Origin of the sequence: Rhizobium sp. CRRU65 (assembly GCF_048551595.1) — a bacterium.
GTDB lineage: Bacteria > Pseudomonadota > Alphaproteobacteria > Rhizobiales > Rhizobiaceae > Rhizobium > Rhizobium leguminosarum_J.
The window spans coordinates 223,873-243,686 of the sequence record NZ_JBLYZH010000011.1; the positions used below are offsets into that span (position 1 = coordinate 223,873).

Consider the following 19,814-nt stretch of genomic DNA (forward strand, 5'->3'; position numbering starts at 1 on the left):
GACTCATTTACGCCTTAAGAACAAATACAGAACATATTGCTGTTACTCAAGCTGAAAACGGGTTGCCGTCGAAGGAGATCATGAACCCAGCCGTTGCCCCAAACGCCGTCCTCGACGGCCTGCGCGAGCAGATCGCGCACCTCGAAAGCGCCAGTCAGCGCAAGCGAGGCGTTTTGCCTTTCGGCGTGGCGCAGATCGACGAGCGGCTTCCGGGCGGCGGGTTGGCCTATGGGGCGCTGCACGAGTGCGCTGGCGGCGGGGCGGGTACCGTGGATGGGGCGGCGGCCGCCCTGTTCGTGGCCGGGATAGCCGCTCGCACTCAAGGCAAGGTCGTGTGGTGCCTGACACGTCCCGACCTGTTCTTCCCCGCCCTGGCGCAGGCGGGTCTGCATCCGAACCGGGTCGTCTTCGTCGAGTCCGACAAGGAGGAGGACGTCCTTGCGAACATGGAGGAGGGCCTCTCATACGGCGGTCTCGGCGCGGTGATTGGCGAGATCGTCCGCCTGCCGATGGCGGCCTCCCGGCGACTGCAGCTTGCTGCCGAGAAGACCGGCACGATGGCGCTCGTAGTACGGCGGTGGCGACGGCAGACCGAGGCCAGCGACTTTGGCCAGCCGACTGCCGCGACCACGCGATGGAGAGTGAGCGTCATTCCAAGCGAGGAACTGCCCGTTCCAGGCGTCGGGCGGGCGAGGTGGTTTCTTGAACTGATGAGGGTGAAAGCGGGTGAGTGCGCCGAGTTCGAAGTAGGAGCCTGCGATGCCGAGGGTCGTATCGATATATTTTCCCGATCTGCCGACGGACAGGATCAGGCGGGCCGATCCCGCCATTCCTGTTGAGGAGGCGATCGCCGTCATTTCGAAGAGCGGTTCCAAACGCTGGGTGTCGGCCGTCGATCCCGCGGCCAGAAAGGCTGGCGTTCATGTGGGCATGCCGGCCGCCAAGGCGCAGGCGCTCTTCCAGGGTCTCCGGATGATCGACGCCGATGCCGCCGCTGATGAAGCGGCGCTCGATCGCATCACCATGTGGGCGCTGAGCCAGTATTCGCCGATCGTCGCTGTCGACCCGCCGGACGGCATCGTCATGGACACGGAGGGTGCGGACCATCTGCAGGGCGGCGAGGAGCGGATGTTGACGAGCATCGCCAACCGCTTCCGCGCCAAGGGCCTGACGGCGCGGGTTGCGATCGCCGAGACATGGGGCGCCGCCAACGCGTGCGCCAGAGCAATCAACCGCGAGACCGTCATTGTTCCGAGAGGCGAGACCGTTCGGGCGGTCGAGAAGCTGCCGCTCTCCCTTCTGCGCCTTCCAGAGAAGATCGTCGGCGATCTGCGGACGCTCGGCTTCAAGACCATCGGCGAACTCGCCAAAACGCCACGCGCCCCGCTGACGCTCCGCTTCGGGCCGGAAGTCGGCCGCCGCCTCGACCAGATGTTCGGCCGCACACCGGAGCCTATCGATCCCATCCGCACAGCCGAGCTTGTCGAAGTCAGCAGGGCGTTCGCCGAGCCCATCGGCGCCGCGGAGACCATCAACAAGTATGTCGCCCGACTGGTCGTCCAGCTTGTCGATGAGCTGCAGAGAAGGGGTCTCGGCGTCCGTCGCGCCGACCTTATTGTCGAGACGGTCGACGGCACCCGGCAAGCGATCCGCGCCGGGACCGCCAAACCCGCGCGCGATGTCGCCTGGCTGACGAAGCTATTCAAAGACAGAACCGAGAAGATCGAACACGGCTTCGGTATCGAGAAGATGACGTTAGTGGCGGTCATGGCGGAGCCGCTGGAGGAAGCCCAGAAGTCGTCGTCGCTGGTCGAAGACGAGGTCGTGGACCTCACGCCGCTAATCGACATCTACGGCAACCGTGGCCAACGCGTCTATCGCGTCGCGCCCGTTGCTTCCGACGTTCCCGAGCGTTCGGTCCAGAGGATCGGTGCCGCATCTGATCCGATAGAGGCTGCCTGGGTCAATCACTGGCGTCGGCCCGTCCGCCTGCTTGCGCGGCCAGAGCAGGTCGAAGTGATGGCGCTGCTGCCAGACCATCCGCCCGTCTGGATCATGTGGCGGGGCAAGCGCCGGAAGGTGAAGAACGCCGATGGGCCAGAGCGGATTTTCGGCGAATGGTGGGAACGCAACTCCGAGATGGCGGCGGTCCGCGACTATTTCGTGATCGAGGACGAGGGCGGTGAGCGGCTCTGGATCTTCCGGTCCGGCGACGGCGTGGATACGGAAACAGGCAGCCATAAATGGTTCGTGCACGGGGTCTTCGCATGAGATACGCGGAGCTGCAGGTCACGACACATTTTTCGTTCCTGCGGGGTGCGAGTTCGGCGCAGGAACTGTTCGAGACCGCCAAGATGCTGGGGATCGAAGCCATCGGCGTCGTCGACAGAAATTCGCTCGCAGGGATTGTTCGGGCGCTGGAAGCCTCGCGGTCGACCGGGATCCGGCTTGTCGTCGGCTGTCGCCTCGATTTGCAGGACGGGATGTCGATCCTCGTCTACCCCACCGACCGCGCGGCTTACTCCCGGCTGACACGCCTCATCACGCTGGGTAAGTCCCGAGGCGGCAAGAACAACTGCATCCTTCACCTGAATGATGTCGTTGCGTATTCCGACGGCATGATTGGCATCCTTGCACCGGATCTGCCCGACGAGAGATGTGCGGTCCAGCTCAGGAAGATGGCGGCGATATTCGGCGACCGGGCATATCTCTCGCTCTGTCTCCGACGGCGCCCGAACGATCAGTTGCGGCTACATGACCTGTCGAATATGGCGACGAAATTCAGGGTGAAGACGGTCGTCACGAACGACGTGTTATTCCACGAGCCAGGCAGGCGGCAGCTTCAGGACGTCGTGACCTGCATCCGGCACAATACGACGATCGACACGGTCGGTTTCGAGCGCGAGCGACACGCAGATCGGTTTCTCAAGCCTCCCGAGGAAATGGAGCGTCTGTTTCCGCGATACCCGGAGGCGCTGTCGCGGACGATGGAGATCGTGAACCGCTGCAAGTTCTCCTTGGAGGAGCTGACTTATCAGTATCCGGAGGAGGCTATCGTCCCGGGCAAGTCGGCGCAGGAGTCCTTGGAGCACTATCTGTGGGAATGCATCCCGAACCGGTATCCGGAAGGCCTGCCACCAGATGTGCTGAAAACCGTCCGTCACGAGCTCGATCTCATCCAGAAGATGAAGTACGCGCCGTATTTCCTCACGGTCTTCAGCATCGTCAAGTATGCCCGGAGCCACGGCATCCTTTGCCAAGGCCGCGGATCTGCGGCGAATTCGGCCGTCTGCTACATTCTCGGCATCACCAGCATCGACCCGAGCACGAACGATCTCCTGTTCGAGCGCTTCGTTTCGCAGGAACGAGACGAGCCGCCGGATATCGACGTCGATTTCGAGCACGAGCGGCGCGAGGAGGTCATCCAATGGATCTACAAGACCTACACGCGCGAGAAGGCCGCTCTCTGTGCGACGGTCACCCGGTATCGGGCGAAGGGTGCGATCCGGGATGTCGGCAAGGCGCTCGGACTGCCCGAGGACGTGATCAAGGCCCTGTCGTCGGGAATGTGGTCATGGTCGGAGGAGGTTTCGGATCGGAACGTCCGCGAGCTGAACCTCAACCCTGAAGACCGCCGTCTCGTACTCACGCTGAAGCTGGCTCAGCAGCTCATGGGTGCGCCGAGACATCTCGGCCAGCATCCTGGCGGCTTCGTCCTTACCCACGACAGATTGGACGATCTCGTGCCGATCGAACCTGCCAGCATGAAAGATCGGCAGATCATCGAATGGGATAAGGACGACGTCGAGGCGCTGAAGTTCATGAAGGTCGATGTATTGGCCTTGGGCATGCTCACCTGCATGTCGAAGGCATTCAACCTCATCCGCGAGCACAAGCACGAAGATCTCGATCTCGCGAAGATCGAGCAGGAGGATGCGGCGACGTACGCGATGATACGGAAGGCCGACACCTTGGGCACGTTCCAGATCGAATCCCGGGCGCAGATGTCGATGCTGCCGAGGCTCCGGCCGCAGACGTTCTACGATCTCGTTGTCCAGGTCGCTATCGTGCGGCCGGGGCCAATCCAAGGCGACATGGTGCATCCCTATCTCCGCCGCCGTGAAGGCAAGGAAAAGATCGAATACCCGACACCGGAACTGGAGGCCGTTCTCGGGAAGACGCTCGGAGTGCCACTCTTCCAGGAGAGCGCGATGCGCGTCGCCATGGTCTGCGCCGGGTTCACGGGCGGGGAGGCCGACCAGCTCCGGAAGAGCATGGCAACATTCAAGTTCACGGGCGGCGTATCGAGGTTCAAGGACAAGCTGGTATCCGGGATGGTCAAGAATGGCTACACCGCAGAGTTCGCAGAGAAGACCTTCTCACAGCTCGAGGGATTCGGATCCTATGGCTTCCCCGAAAGCCATGCGGCCTCGTTCGCTCTCATCGCCTACGCCTCCAGCTTCGTGAAGTGCCATTATCCGGATGCATTCTGCGCGGCGCTCCTGAATTCCCAGCCCATGGGCTTCTACGCTCCGGCGCAGATCGTCGGATGTGCCAAGAACCACGGCGTGCAAGTTCTCCCACTGTGCGTGAACCGATCTCGCTGGGATTGCACGCTCGAACGCGTCGGCAACGGCGACCACCATGCCGTCCGTCTCGGAATGCGGATGGTCAAGGGACTGGCGGTCGCCGACGCCGCCCGCATTGTCGCCGCCCGGATGAACATGGAATTCGAGAGTATCGATGACATGTGGCGGCGTTCCGGCGTCCCGTCCGAGGCTCTGAAGCAGCTCGCCGATGCCGATGCCTACCTGCCGTCTCTGAAGCTCGAAAGACGTGATGCCATTTGGGCAATCAAGGCGTTACGCGACGAGCCGCTACCACTGTTCGCTGCCGCTGCCGAACGCGAGATGAAAACGATCGCGGAGCAGCAGGAACCGGAAGTCGCACTCCGGCAGATGACCGACGGGCACAATGTCATCGCCGACTACAGCCACACGGGGCTGACGCTACGCGAGCATCCGCTCGCCTTCCTGCGGAAGGATCTGCAGAAGAAGAACATCGTCACGTGCTCGGAAGCGATGAACGCTCGCGACGGCCGCTGGCTGATGACCGCGGGCCTTGTTCTGGTCAGGCAGAAGCCCGGATCGGCAAAAGGCGTGATGTTCATCACCATCGAGGACGAGACGGGTGCTGCCAACCTGGTGGTCTGGCCATCCTTGTTCGAAAAGCGCCGTCGCGTGGTGCTCGGATCATCGATGATGGCGATCAATGGGAAGATCCAGAGGGAGGGCGATGTCGTCCATCTTGTCGCACAGCAGCTCTTCGACCTGTCCGGCGATCTATCCGGTCTGGCGGATCGCGACATTGATTTCAGGCTACCGACAGGCAGGGGCGACGAGTTCGCGCATGGCTCTCCCGGAAGTTCGGATTCGCGGGATCGACCGAAGCCTCTGCCCGAGCCGAGGGATATCTTCGTCAGAGATCTGCACATCGATACGCTGAAAGTGAAGGCACGAAACTTCCACTGACGGCAATCCTACCGAAGGAGACCGTCGCTCCCGAATTCGTCCCATCCGCTCAAGCCGGTTGCGGCTTCATCGGCTCGTTCGGTCTGTTTGGCTTTTTCCTTTTTCTTCAGCGAACGCGTCAGCTTCGCCTGATACGCGGCCCGCCTGCGATTTTCCGCTTTCGCCGCTGCGTCGTCCTCTCGCCATTCATCCACAGCGCCACGGTCGAGCAGATCTTCGACGACTCGGGGGTCGAATACGTGAAAGGTGATCTTCCTTGCGCGCCCTTGCAGCCTCACCGTTCGCGTTCCGGCGCTGGGCAGGCGACCGTCTTCGAGCCAGCGCTTCCGCTCTGATGCCGTGATAGTCAGGATATCCTCGATCTCACGGGGGATGATCGGAAGGTCTGCGATGCCGTCCAGTGCGCTGGAAACGGCCGATGCCGTCGCCCTGAATGCTGTCTTCGCAGTCTCTGGCATGACGAGGATGAGCCCGCCTGCCTGCATATCCAGCGACTTCCGCACCGGGGATGGTAGTCGCGAGCGGATTTCCTGCAGAATTCCCTTCACCCTGACACCAGATCCGAGGGTCGCCACCACGGGAAGGGGCCACTCCCTGATCAGCTCGGGATCGTCGCCTTCCTTGCTTTTCGTCTTCGTCTTGGGCATGTCGCAGCAGATGGTGTCGAAGGGGCGGCGCGTCAACGGAACTTGGGATCAATTCCCACGTTCTCGGACCGAGGAGAAACCCCCAAATGTCTGTGCCAAACGAACCCATTGTGCCGCCGCCATCGCCGCCGCCCGTCGACACGCCACCGCGCGATCCCGACCGGGTACCCGGCGAAGAACCGCTTCCCAATCCCGAACCCGACGAGGGCGCTTCTCAAAGGATAAGCGCTTTCGTACATTGCCCGACGTGGAACCTTCTTTGCAGAGGCATTCGTCTTCAGCCGGAGAACAGGCAATGACCAAGGACTGGCGCGACGACCTGAGCTTGAAGCTCGAAGATTTCGTCGACACGTTCGTGGTTAAAGGCGCAAAGGCGACGGACGTCTACGATGCCATCCAGAATGAACTCGACCGCCTGAGGGTCGCGTACGACCGCGACCCGGATCCCGCAGACGACCAATCGGACGACGTTGTCGAGGAACCGTCAAAGGACTGGCCGGCTTCCCTGGCCTGACCCACGCCCGGGAAGCCGGCCGGCACATCCTTCGGGGAATTTTCTAGTTGAGACTTGTTCGGTCACACTTCAAAGGTAGAACTCTCTCATAGGCATTGCTGATGAGCGCTGATTTCGCTGCTCGCAACGCCGCATCGCTGAAATGCTTTTGACCACGGATGTACTGGACCTGGTAGGAAGGCGATGATGAGGAAGGTCGGTGCGGTTTCGCCCCGGCCTTTTTTGTTGCCTGAGAGGCTGGGGTTTCCTCAGGGCGGTCAGTGCCGCGTATCCAGCAACGGCTCGTCGTCGTCAAAGTTTCCATTGCTGGCGGCATCGTACGGGTTGATGCTCCGGCCGCCGCCACGCGTGCCATATGCCGTCAACTGAACCATGACCTCTTTCGCACGCTCAATGGCCTCGTCTTCACTTGCAGCGTGACCGTCCGCGACCTTGATCGACACCGCTTCCCCGTCGTCGCCAACGAAATCTATCCGCCAGCCCGTTGTCTCGTGTGCAACTTTGGTTTCCAGCAAGTGCATGTGACTACCCGGCCTTCCTGCCTTTGAGATCGGCCTCGACGCTCTTCCGGAGCGCATCCATGATGCTGACCACATTGGACTTCGGAGCGACTTCGGCCGCCTTCCCCTTCGCCGCCTTTTTCGGCTTCAGCGCATTCTTCTTCTCAGCGATGATCTTGAGCAGGCTCTCCTGGATTGGATCACTCACCATGTCCGGAGACCAACGCGCGGTCTTCTGCTTGATGAGCTGCTGCACAAGGGGAATGAGATCTGGATCGGCCTGCTCGTCGATGTCTTCGAAGTAATTCTCCTCCGGTCGAACCTCGTCGCCGAAACGCAAAGTCCAGAGCACGATGCCTTCGCCGCGCGGTTCCAGGACGACCGCCCGCTCTCGACGGCCCATCACGAGCTTCGACACGCCGAAAACCTTGTCGGCCTTCATGGCATCCCTGATCACCGCAAATGCCTCGTTGCCGACGGCATCGTCCGGCATCAGGTAATGCGGCTTCTCAAGGTAGATCCATTCGATGCTGTCGGCCGGGACGAACTTGTCGATGTCGATCGTCTTCACCGTGTCGAGCGCAACGGCATCCAGATCGTCCTCGGTGAGGATAACGTAGTCATTCTCCCCGCGAGCGTAGCCCTTGGCTTCGTTCTCGTCCTTGACGGGCTTGCCCGTGACGGAATCGATGTACCGGGAGACGACGCGGTTGCCCGTCTCCTTGTTGAGTGTATGGAATCGAACCTTTTCGCTTTCGCTCGTGGCCGGGGTCATAGCCACGGGGCAGGTGACCAGGGAGAGTTTGAGATAGCCTTTCCAGTAATATTTCGGAGCCATGACCTATCTCCCTAGCTGGCTTTGCGCTGCGGGGCAGCCTTTGAAGCGGCGGACTTCGTAGCCGCCCCGCGCGCGGCGCGCTGCCTCCCGGTGCCAGTGTTGGCGTTGGCGGCAGTGCGTTTCGGTTGGTCCGCAGCGGCCTTCATCATGCCTGCGCTCTCGCGGAGCGCGGCCAGCAGATCGTTGGGCTTCGAGACCTGCACCTTCTTCGGCTTCGGAAGTGACTTGCCTTCCAGCTTCGCCTTCACCAGATCCGCGAGGGCGGCTTCGTAGCGGTCGTCGAAGGTCGCCGGATCGAACTCGCCCTTCTTGGTGCTGATGATGTGCTTGGCGAGATCGAGCATCTCGCCCTGGATCTTGAGCTTGGGCATCTCCTCGAAAGCCTTCTCGGAGGAACGAACCTCGTAGTCGTAGTTGAGCGTGCTGGCGATCAGGCCCTTGCCGTGCGGCCGTATCAGCACCGTACGCATTCGACGGAATAGGACGGTGCGGGCGATGGCCGCGACCATCGACTTCTTCATCGCATCGCGCAGAGCCGCGAACGCGTCTCCGCCCATCTTATCGGGCGTGAGGTAGTACGGCTTGTCGAAATAGACGTCGTCGACGTCGGAGCAGGGGATGAACGCCTCAATCTCGAGCGTCTTGTTGCTCTCAGGGATCGCGGCGGAAACTTCCTCAGGATCGATGATGATGTACTGGCCGTTCTCGATCTCGAAGCCCTTGGTCTGGGCTTCCTTCGGCACCGGATCTTCGGTCTCGCTGTCTACGAAGATGCGGTTGACGCGGTTGCCCGTGGCCTTGTTGATGGTGTTGAAGGTGATGCGCTCGCTAGTCGAGGCTGCCGTATAGAGAGCGACGCCGCAGCTTACCTCGCCGAACTTCAGAAAGCCTTTCCACTGCGCACGCTGTCCTGACGGCATGACAAATACTCCGAATCATTAATCCGCGACTCAAAGACGTGTCAGGGTGATTCGTTCCGACTCAAAACGAATCATTTTTCAATACTTTACGGAATTTCTCTCGCAAATTGATTCCGCCGTCTTCGCTGGTCGAATTGCGCCCGACAGTGGTGGAAAGCGGTGGAGATTGTTTAGTTCGAGAGCCACAGCAACGACCTTCCTCGAGCGCAATGTCGGGCGCCGCTTAGGAATTCCGCAGCCGCTTCAAGCGCATCATCACCATCCACTATCTCCCAGGAACCACCGGAATCGTTATGAGTTTCTACTACGGACGTTCATTCGAAGGAGAAGCCCGATGGCACAGACACCGACATCCCGCGGCCGCGCACAGGATCGAGCCCGCGTGGCCGGCGGCCAGGATCACGAGGTCAAGTACGAAGCAAAGAAGGAGGGCGTCTCGAAAGATGCCGTCAAGAAGGCCGTGAAGAGCGCTGGAAACTCAAGGAGGAAGGTCGAGGCCGAGATTGACCGCCGTTAGGCGGCCGAACGAAGTTGCTCCGTCCACGGACGAGGCAGGTCCCGTGGGTGTTCCTGGCTTTCCTAATCCGGGATAATGGCGACGCCGGTGTCTCGTAACGAGAAGCAGTCATAGCCACGCCGACCTGCCGCCTCCATGTCTGGGGTAACGCATGTCCAAGTGCATACAGGAAGACCACCTGCTGATGTCGAACGCGGTCCGTGAATGGTATCGGTACTACGAGGTGGAGTGGGACGATCAAGCGTCCTCGTTTTTGTGTGATGCCGCCATCGAACTCTACAACGAGGGCTGTCGCTCGGTAGAGGAGATGGCGACCGTTCTGATCGGCACTTACGTCGGGCTGATTGCCACGCGCGTAAACTCGCCATCTTCGAGCTCAGTGCATTGACAGGCCAAATCAGATCGGGCTGAACTCGATGAATTCGCACTGCATGTGATCCGACCGCGTCTTCTTCCAGTCGTAGACATATTCCCCTTGGTCGAACGACGGTTCGGGTGCTGAAGGAAAAGGACAAGGAAGCCACCAGCACGTCGTACATGTGGGCATATCGCAGCAGTGAGGATAGTGACGAGCCGATCGTGCTTCTCGACTACCAGCCCGGCCGCGGTCAGATCCACCCGCAGACCTTCCTTGGTGACTACCGTGGCATGCCGGACACGCGTGAATCAGACGATTGCCGAAATCGCACTAACCTGGGTTCCAACGACCTATCGAACTTCAACCGAGCGTTCTCGGCCAAGTACAACACGACCCCCAAAACTGCCGCCTAGACCGAAGCGAGGATTAAGGGGCGTTCCCCACTTCCTCGAGTTCAGTAATCGTCATTACGGAAGTCATCGATCCCCAGGCCGACAGGGATGGTGAAATCGAAGATATGCTCGACGTGGTTTTTCGTAAACTTATGGGTGGCTCTGGGGTTGAGGAATAACCAGCCGTCGTCTTTGTCGACGTTTACGAAAAGCATCGCGGAAAGCAGCTTTGACGCGTCAGCTACGGTTAACCCGGGTGCCGTCTGCTTATCGTAGGCGGATAGCGAGCTAGTGTCGGAGTGGAGTTGCAGAAATGTACGTCTCGCTAACGCACGAAGAGCGATGTCTGTGCCCTCGAAAGGGTTTAGCGACAGCATATTGTTGAACCTCGCGGCGTATGGAAAAACCATCACAAACGGCGCATTCCTCGTAAACTGACGTGAGGTCTTAAGCGTGTAATATCGGTTGTTCTCCGCGAACACATAAGGGTCGTCAGTGTGCTCCGACATGATTATCCTCTTGGTTGGCGCCTGAACCCGGATCGTCCAACCCAGTTGCGCGATCTTGACTATCGCTCCCTGCTTTAGGCTCGGTATAGTCCGAGATAGTTGTCCAAAGGCATAGGTCTCAATGTCTTTAATGCCAACGTCCATTGGGCCATCAATTGTCACGAAAAGGTCGGGGACGCTCGCCCTCAGCGCCTCGCGAAAAAGCTTCATGAGATACGCTTGCATCCCGAAGCCTTTGATGTCGAAGTATGCGTTCACTGCGGTGAACTCGCCGTCGATCGCACACCCTCTCGGGTTCAGGACATCGGCCCTTCCCAGATTGACTTGGGCATTGAACTCGACGCCATTCCGCGCGAACCAGTCATAGGCCGCTAATTCGCAGAATGTGCCGTAGAAATGGCGCTCCTGCACAACGTTTTTGACCTGATCCGTGGCGTCCGGCATGCTCAGTCCAGCTTTTGCGGTCAGCGCCTCGATCGCTCCGGCGACCTTCTGGATGTCGGCAGAGTTCGCGAAGTTGCGGACACTCGGCTCGAGGTCGGCGTCTGGAACGGCGCTGATAAGGTTCATTGCGCCGATCGTGGGAGAGAGGGCACTGAGTGCCATAAACAATTGATGCGTTGTCGTTATCGACATGACTTCTCCAAATCGTCTGACGCGAGCCCACACTTGCGAGCTGAGAACAGCGGCGGTCAGCCCGAAGGAGCCTTCGTACTCCACGAATCGGAAATCAATAGAAAACATTCTGGCCACGGCTGCATAAACTACAATCGGTTTCTTGTGCCCTTCAGTGCCGACCTACGACGCAGCCGAAGCCTGGGACACGCGCGTTTGGGCCTACTTTGCGCTGCCGGGCGGCAATCCTACATTTTGCTGCACGCGTGTTACGACCCGCTTTGCCCTTCGACAACGGGAAGCAGGGCACCGCAAGCATTCCGATAGTCGGCCTTGCGGCAAACGAGGAGCCCGCCTAGGTTGAGGAAAAAGACAGCCCTGCCGATAGGAACCGCAGCTTGAAGATTCATTACATCGCCGACTTTCCGATCCCCGAAACGCAATTGCCTCCGAAACTGCGGACGTTGTTAGAGCCGGTAGGTCTTGATCCCGAAGCACGCGTGCAGGTGAGCACGCGGTTTGAGAACGATCCTCACGGCCCTGACCGGGAACATGTGTTCATGGTGATGGCGTGCATGTCCGAAGAAGAGGCACTGAAACCAGGCCAGTCTCGCGTATCTGGAGAGGGTGTTGTTGCCTATGGTACGCCTGGCAAGTCGGGCAAGGGCAGCGAGAGCGATTATGCGCCGTCAGTCGACGGGAGCGATTACATCGTAGCCTCATGGGGATCGGGATACTTCTATACTTACATGCTCGCCGAGAAAGTCTGGATGTCATTGGGCCTCTCGATGCGGTTGCTCGGTCAGGATGCCCAGCGCGCAGTGTTCGACGATCTTAGTCGGCCGGAATACGACGTAGCGGAGGGGGAGGTATCTTCGCGCTTCCATTACGTTTCTTCGGGCAACGTACATTGGAGGATGTCCAACGACTACCTCCGGCAGTACTTATGGATGCGCGGTTTGCACGGTGTCCGGCTATTTTACTACCAGAAGCTCATAGCAGACACGCCAGAGGTCCGCGCCATAATGAGCGGCGAGAAGCACGTCGAGCTTGGCGGCCCGAACTCCTGGTACTTACTCGACATTCGCGAACACGATGGCGGCCTGTTGATGCAGGTTTGGGCAAAGGTATCCGCGGTGTCGCCGCAGCGCTGCGAGACAACGAGAGCTGATGGCTTGACCTGGCCCGGCATCAAGGATCCGATGACAAGCACGCGGGCAAACAGCATCGCCATGCATCACACGGTCTACATGGACGACAAATTCCTCGAGAAATATGAGCAGAACGTTTTCTATGACACCGTGCCGATCAAGGACGGCGCAAGGTGGCTATGCAGCCCGTCCTACAAGGGCCAGTGGGCCTTTTCCAATTGCGTTCGAATAGGCCGAAATCTCATCCAGACGTCGATTAGAGAACTGTACAAGCCGAAACCAGACCGAGAGATCGTCCACGCGTTCCGGTATGCGGTCCCACCCGAACAGTTGTCAAATTTCGACCTGACCGAGGAGCACATAGCGGCGAAGGTCGATCGGCTGGTGAACCAGATTCTTTTGCTTGGAGATAAGCTGTCGGCACTTGGGACAGCCGTTGGGGCGCCATTAGACGCCGCCGATATCGTGAATTTCTCCCGCGAAGACCTCATCGCAAACGGCTGGACGAACTTTCCGAAGCTGCTGCAGCTTGCACAGGTTGCGCCGCTTGACATGAGCGAGCAGGATTTCCTGGCGAGGTGCAAAGGGATTCACGAGCTCTATCAACGCATCCCGGACGGTACCCTTCGTATGCTGGTCCAGAAGGCAGGACATACACGGGAGAAGATCGGGGCCATCAAAAGCATGAAGCTGCTTCAGGCCCTCACAAATATTCTCGAGCGTTTGAATGCGGATCGAGAAAAGGTGGACGCGTTCGGCACTGATCCAAGCCCGGCTGATTTGACCACGCGAAATACCAGCATCGCTCCGTTGTTCGTCAATGCCGAACTCAGGAATGTTGATGCTCATGGCGCGAGCGGCGTCTCGAAAGCGCTCACGGCGATAGGGGTTGATGTCGTTGATTTGAACGGAGGATACGGTCGGGCCTTGGATCAGGTTTTCGACAAGGTCATTGGAGCGTTCAGTCACATCAATAGCGAGCTGGAAGGGCTACTGGCCCGATGAGAGGAATCGCGTCGTTCAGGATTCGATCTTTTTCCAGTTTTTCGCGCCAGGGTGCGGGAAAATCGACCATTAGTTGTCCTGATCGCCCCAAAATTAACAGCAATGCAACAACCTTGCTGCATATCCTACGGCGAATCTCGCAGGGCAAGTATTGCTTCTTGCTGACGCGGCGAATCCTTGTACAACTCTCTGAATAGAATTCGACAACAGATTGCAATGAAGAGATCAAATTCTGCGATAGCCCGACCAGCAACGGCCATGAAAGCGGTCGATTTCTTCTGTGGCGCGGGCGGGATGAGCTACGGACTGAGCCAGGCCGGGATCGAGGTGCTTGCTGGGATCGACAATTCCAACGATTGCCAGGATACCTACGAACACAATATTCCCGGTGCCCGTTACATTCGTCACGATATCGTCGAGCTTTCCGCTGCCGAGCTCATACGGCGTCTTGGGATCAAGCGGAACGATCCAGATCTTATCTTCTGCGGCTGCAGTCCTTGCCAGTTCTGGAGCAAGATTCGGACCGACAAGAGCAAGTCTGAAAAGACAGCTTTCTTGCTGAAGCAATTTCAGCGGTTTATCCGGCACTTCCGGCCAGGATTCGTTGTGGTCGAGAACGTGCCCGGTCTCGCCAGGACGAAGGATCACACGATTCTTGCTGAGTTCATCGAATTTCTCAGCGAGCTTGGCTACCGTTGCAGTGACGGCATCATCAATGCGGCGCATTTTGGAGTTCCACAGAACCGGATACGGTACCTGCTGATTGCTTCTAGGGTAGGTGACGTCAGGCCGTTGCCGAAGGCTGATACGGGCGAAAACCTTGCGGTTGCCGACTTCATCGGTCCTAAGAACGGTTTCCCTCCTATTGAAGCGGGCACCCGGGATACAAGCGAGTTCAATCATACGGCGAGATCGCTCTCTGGGAAAAACCTCGAGCGCATCGCTATGACCCCCGCTTCAGGCGGGACGCGTACAGCGTGGGCTGGAAGGCAAGACCTTCAGATCGATGCTTACCGAGACAGCGATCAGATCTTCCGTGACGTTTACGGCAGAATGTCTTGGGATAAACCCGCGCCGACCATTACCACCAAGTTTCTAAGCTTATCCAACGGTCGCTTCGGGCATCCCGAAGAGAACCGAGCCCTTTCGGTGAGAGAGGGCGCGACCCTGCAGACCTTTCCCAGGGAATTCGTTTTCCGGGGGAATAATCTTGAGGCACTTGGACGGCAGATTGGTAATGCAGTGCCGCCTGCGCTCGCCAAGCGTATCGGCGAGCACCTGATGGGCTTGCGATATGGCTAAAATTCAAACGCGTGCGCGCGCCGTTGACATGCTCGGTCGGCAGCAGATCGCAGGCGTCCAAAACGCGCTCGTAGAGTTGTTCAAGAACGCACACGACGCGTACGCCAATCGAATTGCAGTCGATCACTTTGAGGATTTCGGAGGCGAGGGAGAGGGCTTCCTGATAATCCGTGACGACGGATTCGGGATGACACATGCCGATTTCATCGACAAATGGCTCGTTCTCGGTACTGAAAGCAAGGCCATTGCCAGCGTCCCGCCATTTCGACCCGAGGGTGAAGAGTCACGGCCGATCACGGGAGAGAAGGGAATCGGCCGACTGGCGATAGCGCTTCTGGGCGACCAGACTTTGATCCTTACCCGGGCGAAACGTAGCGACGGCATTCATGATCTCGTCGTCGGACTCGTGCACTGGGGCTTGTTCGAGATTCCCGGTCTGAATCTTGAGGACATTGAAATTCCTGTCGAGGTCGTCACAGGTGGCGAGCTGCCTGACGAGCAGACCTTGTCCAGCATGCGTACGAAACTGAGGGACTGCGCAATATCGATTCGCGACCGTTATCCTCAGTCCGGCGCGCAGTTGATAATCGAACAGATCGAATCCTTCCAGCCCGACCTTTCCAGTGTGTTTGGCTACTTGGCGACAACCGAAGAGGAACATCTTAACCTGTTGGGTGACAACACAGGAACTCACTTCCTGATCGCTCCAAGTAACCCCGTCATCAAACTCGAACTCGAGCACGAGGAGCGAGAAGACGACTACGGCTTTCGAAAACACCTTCTAGGTTTTTCGGAGGCGGTCTTCGGGAAGGAGTCCGCGCCGAGGATCAAGACCTCTTTTCGTCGCTGGAAACTCGGCGACGCACAAGGAGAGGAGCTTCTCGATCCTTCTACATTCTTCACCCGCGACGAACTTCTAAACCAGTCCGATCACTTCCTTAATGGCAGCGTCGATGAATTCGGCCAGTTCCGTGGCAGCCTGAGGGTCTATGACAAGGAGTACGAGATTGTCATACCCTGGGGCGGTGCAAACGGACGTCAGACCAAGTGTGGCCCGTTCACGGTGAATTTCGGCTACGTGATGGGACGTCCGACCGAAACTCTGATGCCGCCAGATGTCTTCTGGCCTCTGAATGACAAGTTGAATCATCTGGGTGGCATCTACATTTATCGTGACGGTGTCCGGATCCTGCCCTACGGCGACTACTCGTTCGATTGGCTCGATATCGAAAAGCGTCGCAACAAAGGCGCAGGGTATTATTTCTTTTCCTTCCGAAGGATGTTTGGTGCTGTTCTCCTGACAAGGGAGCGAAATAGCGAACTGCAGGAGAAAGCCGGGCGCGAGGGTTACCAGCAGAACGAAGCCTATCGGCAAATCCGCGATATCCTCATCAATCTCCTATTATATCTGGCCGCGGAATTCTTCCGGAAGACCGGTGCCAATACCGAGGCATTCGAGGCCCGCCAGTCGGAGATCAAGCGTCGTTCCGCGGCGCTAGAGCGACAACAGAAGCAGCAAACCACGAAGAAGCGCAAGTTCGTGGCCGCTCTCGATTCCTTCGGTGAGGACGTCCGCTCGGGGCTTCCAACAACGGAAGTCGCTAACTTGATGAGAGTGACTCAATCGAGAATGGACGCGGCGGCGAAGATTGTCGACCAGGACAAGGCCGCGACCGCATTGATCCGGGCTGAACAGGATGCGATCGGCTCGCTTGCCGAACTGAGGAAGAAGTACTCGAAGAAACGCCCGTCGGGCGTGGCATTGGGTAAAGACCTCCAACGGGATTGGGACGCATACGTCATCGAGCGACTAAGGCTTGAGACTGAGGTCTTTTCGCCCTTCGAGGAGCAGGTTGCGAGAACCCTCGGTGCAGTCGCTGAGCAGGCGCGGGTCTACGTCGACCAGCGTAAGCGCCTGGAGGAGCGGATCAGGTCACTTGCGAACGAACGGAAAAAAGACTTGGCTGAAGCTGTGCAGCAGGCCAATGCAACCGCGTCCGACACGCGACAGACGGTATTCACTATCACTGAGCGAGCCCGGCTCGCACTGGACGAGACCGTCCGATCGATCCAGGCCGATCTCAATCGGACAGACCTGTCGGGCATGGCCCCCGAGCGTATCGACGAGATGCGGCGCAGGTGGGAGGAACAACTAACCGAAATCGAGGGTCGTCATCGTGACGCCCTGATGGCCGCTCGCGACATGCTGGCCTCCCTTGCGGAGAACCTACGCGCCTCCGACGGCGAAGCTCCGGCACAGATCGTCGAAGCGATGGAAGAACGTATGCTCGCTCTCGAGGAGCAGGCCGACGAAGACTTCGAAATGGTGCAGCTTGGTCTGGCGGTAGCCATCATCAACCATGAATTCAGTGCGTCGATCAAACGTGTCCGTGGCAGCATCCAGGAACTAGGCCAGATTTCGCGTCGGAGTGATGGCCTCCGGCCGCTCTACGAATCCATTCGTTCTAATTTTGAACACCTCGATGGGCACCTGAACCTCTTCACGCCGTTGCAGCGTCGACTGCAGCGGGCGGCGATAAGGATCGACGGCCGTGATATTCGAAACTATTGCAACGAGCTGTTCTCCAACCGTTTGGAGCGGCACAAGGTTGAGATGGAAGTCACGGACCAATTCCTTGACTCCGCTATCGAATGCTATCCGTCGACCCTCTATCCGGCAGTCATCAATGTGGTCGACAACGCTCTCCACTGGTTGAACTCGATTCCTGCCGGAAGGCGGATCGAGTTCCACGCAGACAGGGAAGCGATCTACATTTCCAACAACGGACCGCCAATCGAAGGATTCGACCATGGGCGAATCTTCGAACGTGGCTTCAGCCGGAAAGTCGGAGGAAGGGGGCTAGGGCTGTTTATCTCGGCTAGAGCACTCGAGGCGGAGCGGATGGCGCTGCGCGTCGTCGATCCTCGACCAGGCTACACCGTAACATTTGCGATCATCAGAGACATCGGAGGAAGGTGAAAGTGACGAGAGCTCAGGAGTTCGCGCTTTCTGCGGCGAAGAAGTACCTACAAAGCGTCGTCTTCGTCGACGATGAGATATACATGCGTGTTCCTGCGCAGGCAGTCAAAGCGGAGACGGCCAAGACGGAAGTGGTTCCCGCTGCGGCTGCCATGAAAATCTATCGGAAGCCCGTGGAGCCTGAAGTAGAAATAATCGAAGTGCCCGCGAACAAAGTCGCTGCCACCGAGGCTTCGATCGCCGCGCAGACGGATACGGGCGCGATGTATCATCCGAAACATCTCGTTGAGTCGTTTGCCAGAGAGCGGATGGTATGCGCGCTCTACGAACCGGAAAAGGACTTCAAGACCGATCCCCAATCTGATCTTTTCAAGCTTTGCGAGCGCGCCGACGTGGTCATCCTCGACTGGGAATTCCACAAGGAGCCTGGAACGAAGGTTGTCGATCTCATCGCGGGGCTTGTCGCGTCTGCGCAAACCACCGTTCCGCATCACGTCCGGCTTTGCGCGATCTACACTTCGACGCAGAATCTCAAGCATGTCGCGCAGCGGGTTTTCGACCATCTGAAAGACAAAAAACTCGATGCCCGCGCGGATGGTGAATATGACATCAACGCCGGATCGTCGCGGATCATAGTCCTCGGCAAGCCGACGACGGGGCGGCCCACCGATCAGGCCACTGTAGCGGAAGTAGCGGAATCCAACCTTGCGGAGCGCATCATCAAAGAGTTCGCGAAGATGCACGAAGGGATACTGCCATCCATTGCCCTACACGGACTGGCCAGTGTCCGCACCAACACAAAGAAGATACTGGACAAGTTTCGCTCCGACATGGACGGAGCGTTTCTGACGCAGCGTGGTCTGGTGTGGCCCGCCGACGACGCCTTCGAGCAGATCCCTGAACTGCTTGCGGAAGAGGCCCTTGCGGTAATGCTCGACAACAGCCCTTCTTCTACCGAAGCGACCGCCATGGCAAATAGTGCAATCGACGCCATGAATATCAAGACAGCCTGGACGGGGAAGGATAGCAAACCAACTCCAGCGGGTGTGTACCCCAAGCGGCTTCTCAAGGAGGGCGCAGTCGCCATCCGGAACGATGTGAAGCTCGACAACAAAGCGATCCGCAAACTCCATCAGGAATTTGACGCGGACAAGACGAATGCGACGGAACGGCTCGCAGCGCTCTACGTGGTTCGTACTCAATATGGCGGCGAGCGCTACCTGGAGTTCGGGACGATCGTCAGATATTCCGTGACCGTCGGCGCAAAAGAAGAGCCGCGGTACGCCGTCTGCCTGATGCCCCTCTGCGACTGCGTACGCCTGACCAGCGGCACGTCTTACCGATTTCCATTTTGGGAACTGAAGTCCGTTGCCGGGAAGGGGCAATCGAAGGGCGTGGTGATTGAACTTCCCGGCAACGAGGGCTTTGTAGAACTTTTCAGCTACGGAAAACCGCGAGATCAACTCTGGATGGAGGAGTTCACGGCTGGCGCGGAGCAGATGGTAATGGCGGAAAAGGTCGACACCCAATTCCTGCTGAAAGGCAAGGTGAGATCTTGCGAGTGGGTTGCCCAGCTCAAGCCAGGTCACGCTCAACGCATTGCCCATGATCTTGGTACTTCGCTGGCTCGGGTAGGGGTTATCGAAGCTGAGTGGCTCCGGCTGAAGGCGGACGGAGCGGAATAGGACTGATGCAGGGATCTTGAACTCTTCATGAAGATATCTCAGTCTTGAGGGACGGCCTTTCAATGCCATCCATCGCTCTGAACGCGAGGAACCTTGCATGCGCGACCGCAGAGTGGTGATGTGTTTCTCGTCGCAAGTCGCAAGTCGCAAGCTGCCTGCACACTGATCGACAAATGCCACTTCATGGGCTGGAATCGGTTCCAACGCCGAGGTGGCAACACGTTTCCTAACAGCCATTCTCTGCGCGGATAGCCTGGACAAAGTCGTGACCACCGCGTCTTGCCATCGTCACGATCGCCGCACCGTCGTATGCCTTCTTGCCAGTCTGAAACCGATATCGGACCGAGAAC

15 protein-coding genes and 1 pseudogene are annotated in these 19,814 nt (G+C 58.5%); 11 read left to right on the forward strand and 5 right to left on the reverse strand.

Annotation, left to right across the window (positions count from 1 at the left end):
• Window positions 1-80: 80 nt before the first annotated feature.
• The 3 genes from ACM5SV_RS22550 to ACM5SV_RS22560 are packed head-to-tail and all read left to right on the forward strand — an operon-like array spanning window position 81 to window position 5,531.
• On the forward strand, window positions 81-839 hold the full coding sequence (locus ACM5SV_RS22550; protein ID WP_128408693.1) for an ImuA family protein: 759 nt from the start codon (window positions 81-83) through the stop codon (window positions 837-839).
• On the forward strand, window positions 760-2,271 hold the full coding sequence (locus ACM5SV_RS22555) for a Y-family DNA polymerase (protein ID WP_128408692.1): 1,512 nt from the start codon (window positions 760-762) through the stop codon (window positions 2,269-2,271). The genes ACM5SV_RS22550 and ACM5SV_RS22555 overlap by 80 nt, the downstream gene beginning before the upstream one ends.
• Window positions 2,268-5,531, forward strand: coding sequence for an error-prone DNA polymerase (locus tag ACM5SV_RS22560; RefSeq protein ID WP_128408691.1), 3,264 nt, complete (start codon window positions 2,268-2,270; stop codon window positions 5,529-5,531). Before ACM5SV_RS22555 ends, ACM5SV_RS22560 begins: the two co-directional genes overlap by 4 nt.
• 8 nt (window positions 5,532-5,539) lie before the next feature.
• On the opposite strand, the gene ACM5SV_RS22565 is transcribed toward ACM5SV_RS22560, so the two are convergent.
• Window positions 5,540-6,178, reverse strand: coding sequence for a hypothetical protein (locus ACM5SV_RS22565; protein WP_128408701.1), 639 nt, complete (start codon window positions 6,176-6,178; stop codon window positions 5,540-5,542).
• Between the two features lie 295 nt (window positions 6,179-6,473).
• On the opposite strand from ACM5SV_RS22565, the gene ACM5SV_RS22570 reads away from it, so the two are divergent.
• Window positions 6,474-6,692, forward strand: coding sequence for a hypothetical protein (locus ACM5SV_RS22570; RefSeq protein ID WP_128408689.1), 219 nt, complete (start codon window positions 6,474-6,476; stop codon window positions 6,690-6,692).
• A 257-nt stretch (window positions 6,693-6,949) separates the two neighbouring features.
• Here the strand turns inward: ACM5SV_RS22570 and ACM5SV_RS22575 are convergent, their stop codons facing one another.
• Genes ACM5SV_RS22575 through ACM5SV_RS22585 form a run of 3 tightly spaced genes read right to left on the reverse strand, consistent with a single transcriptional unit; the run spans window position 6,950 to window position 8,950 of the window.
• Window positions 6,950-7,213 (reverse strand): hypothetical protein, encoded by a 264-nt coding sequence (locus ACM5SV_RS22575; RefSeq protein ID WP_094088423.1) that lies wholly within the window; start codon window positions 7,211-7,213, stop codon window positions 6,950-6,952.
• Window positions 7,214-7,217: 4 nt separating this feature from the next.
• Window positions 7,218-8,030 (reverse strand): Ku protein, encoded by an 813-nt coding sequence (locus ACM5SV_RS22580; RefSeq protein WP_128408688.1) that lies wholly within the window; start codon window positions 8,028-8,030, stop codon window positions 7,218-7,220.
• Window positions 8,031-8,041: 11 nt separating this feature from the next.
• Complete coding sequence (locus ACM5SV_RS22585; RefSeq protein ID WP_128408687.1) at window positions 8,042-8,950, reverse strand: Ku protein; 909 nt, start codon at window positions 8,948-8,950, stop codon at window positions 8,042-8,044.
• A gap of 334 nt (window positions 8,951-9,284) precedes the next feature.
• Between ACM5SV_RS22585 and ACM5SV_RS22590 the strand changes: the two genes are divergently transcribed.
• The 3 genes and pseudogenes from ACM5SV_RS22590 to ACM5SV_RS22600 form a co-directional block, all read left to right on the forward strand.
• Window positions 9,285-9,467 carry a DUF3606 domain-containing protein gene (locus ACM5SV_RS22590; RefSeq protein ID WP_012763478.1) on the forward strand — a complete coding sequence of 61 codons (183 nt, stop codon included), beginning with the start codon at window positions 9,285-9,287 and terminating at the stop codon, window positions 9,465-9,467.
• 151 nt (window positions 9,468-9,618) lie between these two features.
• On the forward strand, window positions 9,619-9,855 hold the full coding sequence (locus ACM5SV_RS22595; RefSeq protein WP_419425416.1) for a hypothetical protein: 237 nt from the start codon (window positions 9,619-9,621) through the stop codon (window positions 9,853-9,855).
• Between the two features lie 95 nt (window positions 9,856-9,950).
• Window positions 9,951-10,118, forward strand: a pseudogene (locus ACM5SV_RS22600) (IS66 family transposase); the annotation flags it as partial.
• Window positions 10,119-10,279: 161 nt separating this feature from the next.
• On the opposite strand, the gene ACM5SV_RS22605 reads toward ACM5SV_RS22600, so the two are convergent.
• The gene (locus ACM5SV_RS22605; protein WP_128408686.1) at window positions 10,280-11,362 is read right to left on the reverse strand and encodes a hypothetical protein; all 1,083 of its coding nucleotides are present in this window, start codon (window positions 11,360-11,362) and stop codon (window positions 10,280-10,282) included.
• 377 nt (window positions 11,363-11,739) lie between these two features.
• Between ACM5SV_RS22605 and ACM5SV_RS22610 the strand changes: the two genes are divergently transcribed.
• The 4 genes from ACM5SV_RS22610 (at window position 11,740) to ACM5SV_RS22625 (ending at window position 19,464) form a co-directional block, all read left to right on the forward strand.
• Window positions 11,740-13,497 carry a hypothetical protein gene (locus ACM5SV_RS22610; protein WP_419425417.1) on the forward strand — a complete coding sequence of 586 codons (1,758 nt, stop codon included), beginning with the start codon at window positions 11,740-11,742 and terminating at the stop codon, window positions 13,495-13,497.
• A gap of 258 nt (window positions 13,498-13,755) precedes the next feature.
• Window positions 13,756-14,799, forward strand: coding sequence for a DNA cytosine methyltransferase (locus ACM5SV_RS22615; protein ID WP_206640757.1), 1,044 nt, complete (start codon window positions 13,756-13,758; stop codon window positions 14,797-14,799).
• Window positions 14,792-17,779 (forward strand): ATP-binding protein, encoded by a 2,988-nt coding sequence (locus ACM5SV_RS22620; protein WP_419425418.1) that lies wholly within the window; start codon window positions 14,792-14,794, stop codon window positions 17,777-17,779. The genes ACM5SV_RS22615 and ACM5SV_RS22620 overlap by 8 nt, the downstream gene beginning before the upstream one ends.
• Before the next feature lie 2 nt (window positions 17,780-17,781).
• Window positions 17,782-19,464, forward strand: coding sequence for a response regulator receiver domain (locus ACM5SV_RS22625; RefSeq protein WP_128408683.1), 1,683 nt, complete (start codon window positions 17,782-17,784; stop codon window positions 19,462-19,464).
• The last annotated feature ends 350 nt before the right edge of the window (window positions 19,465-19,814 follow it).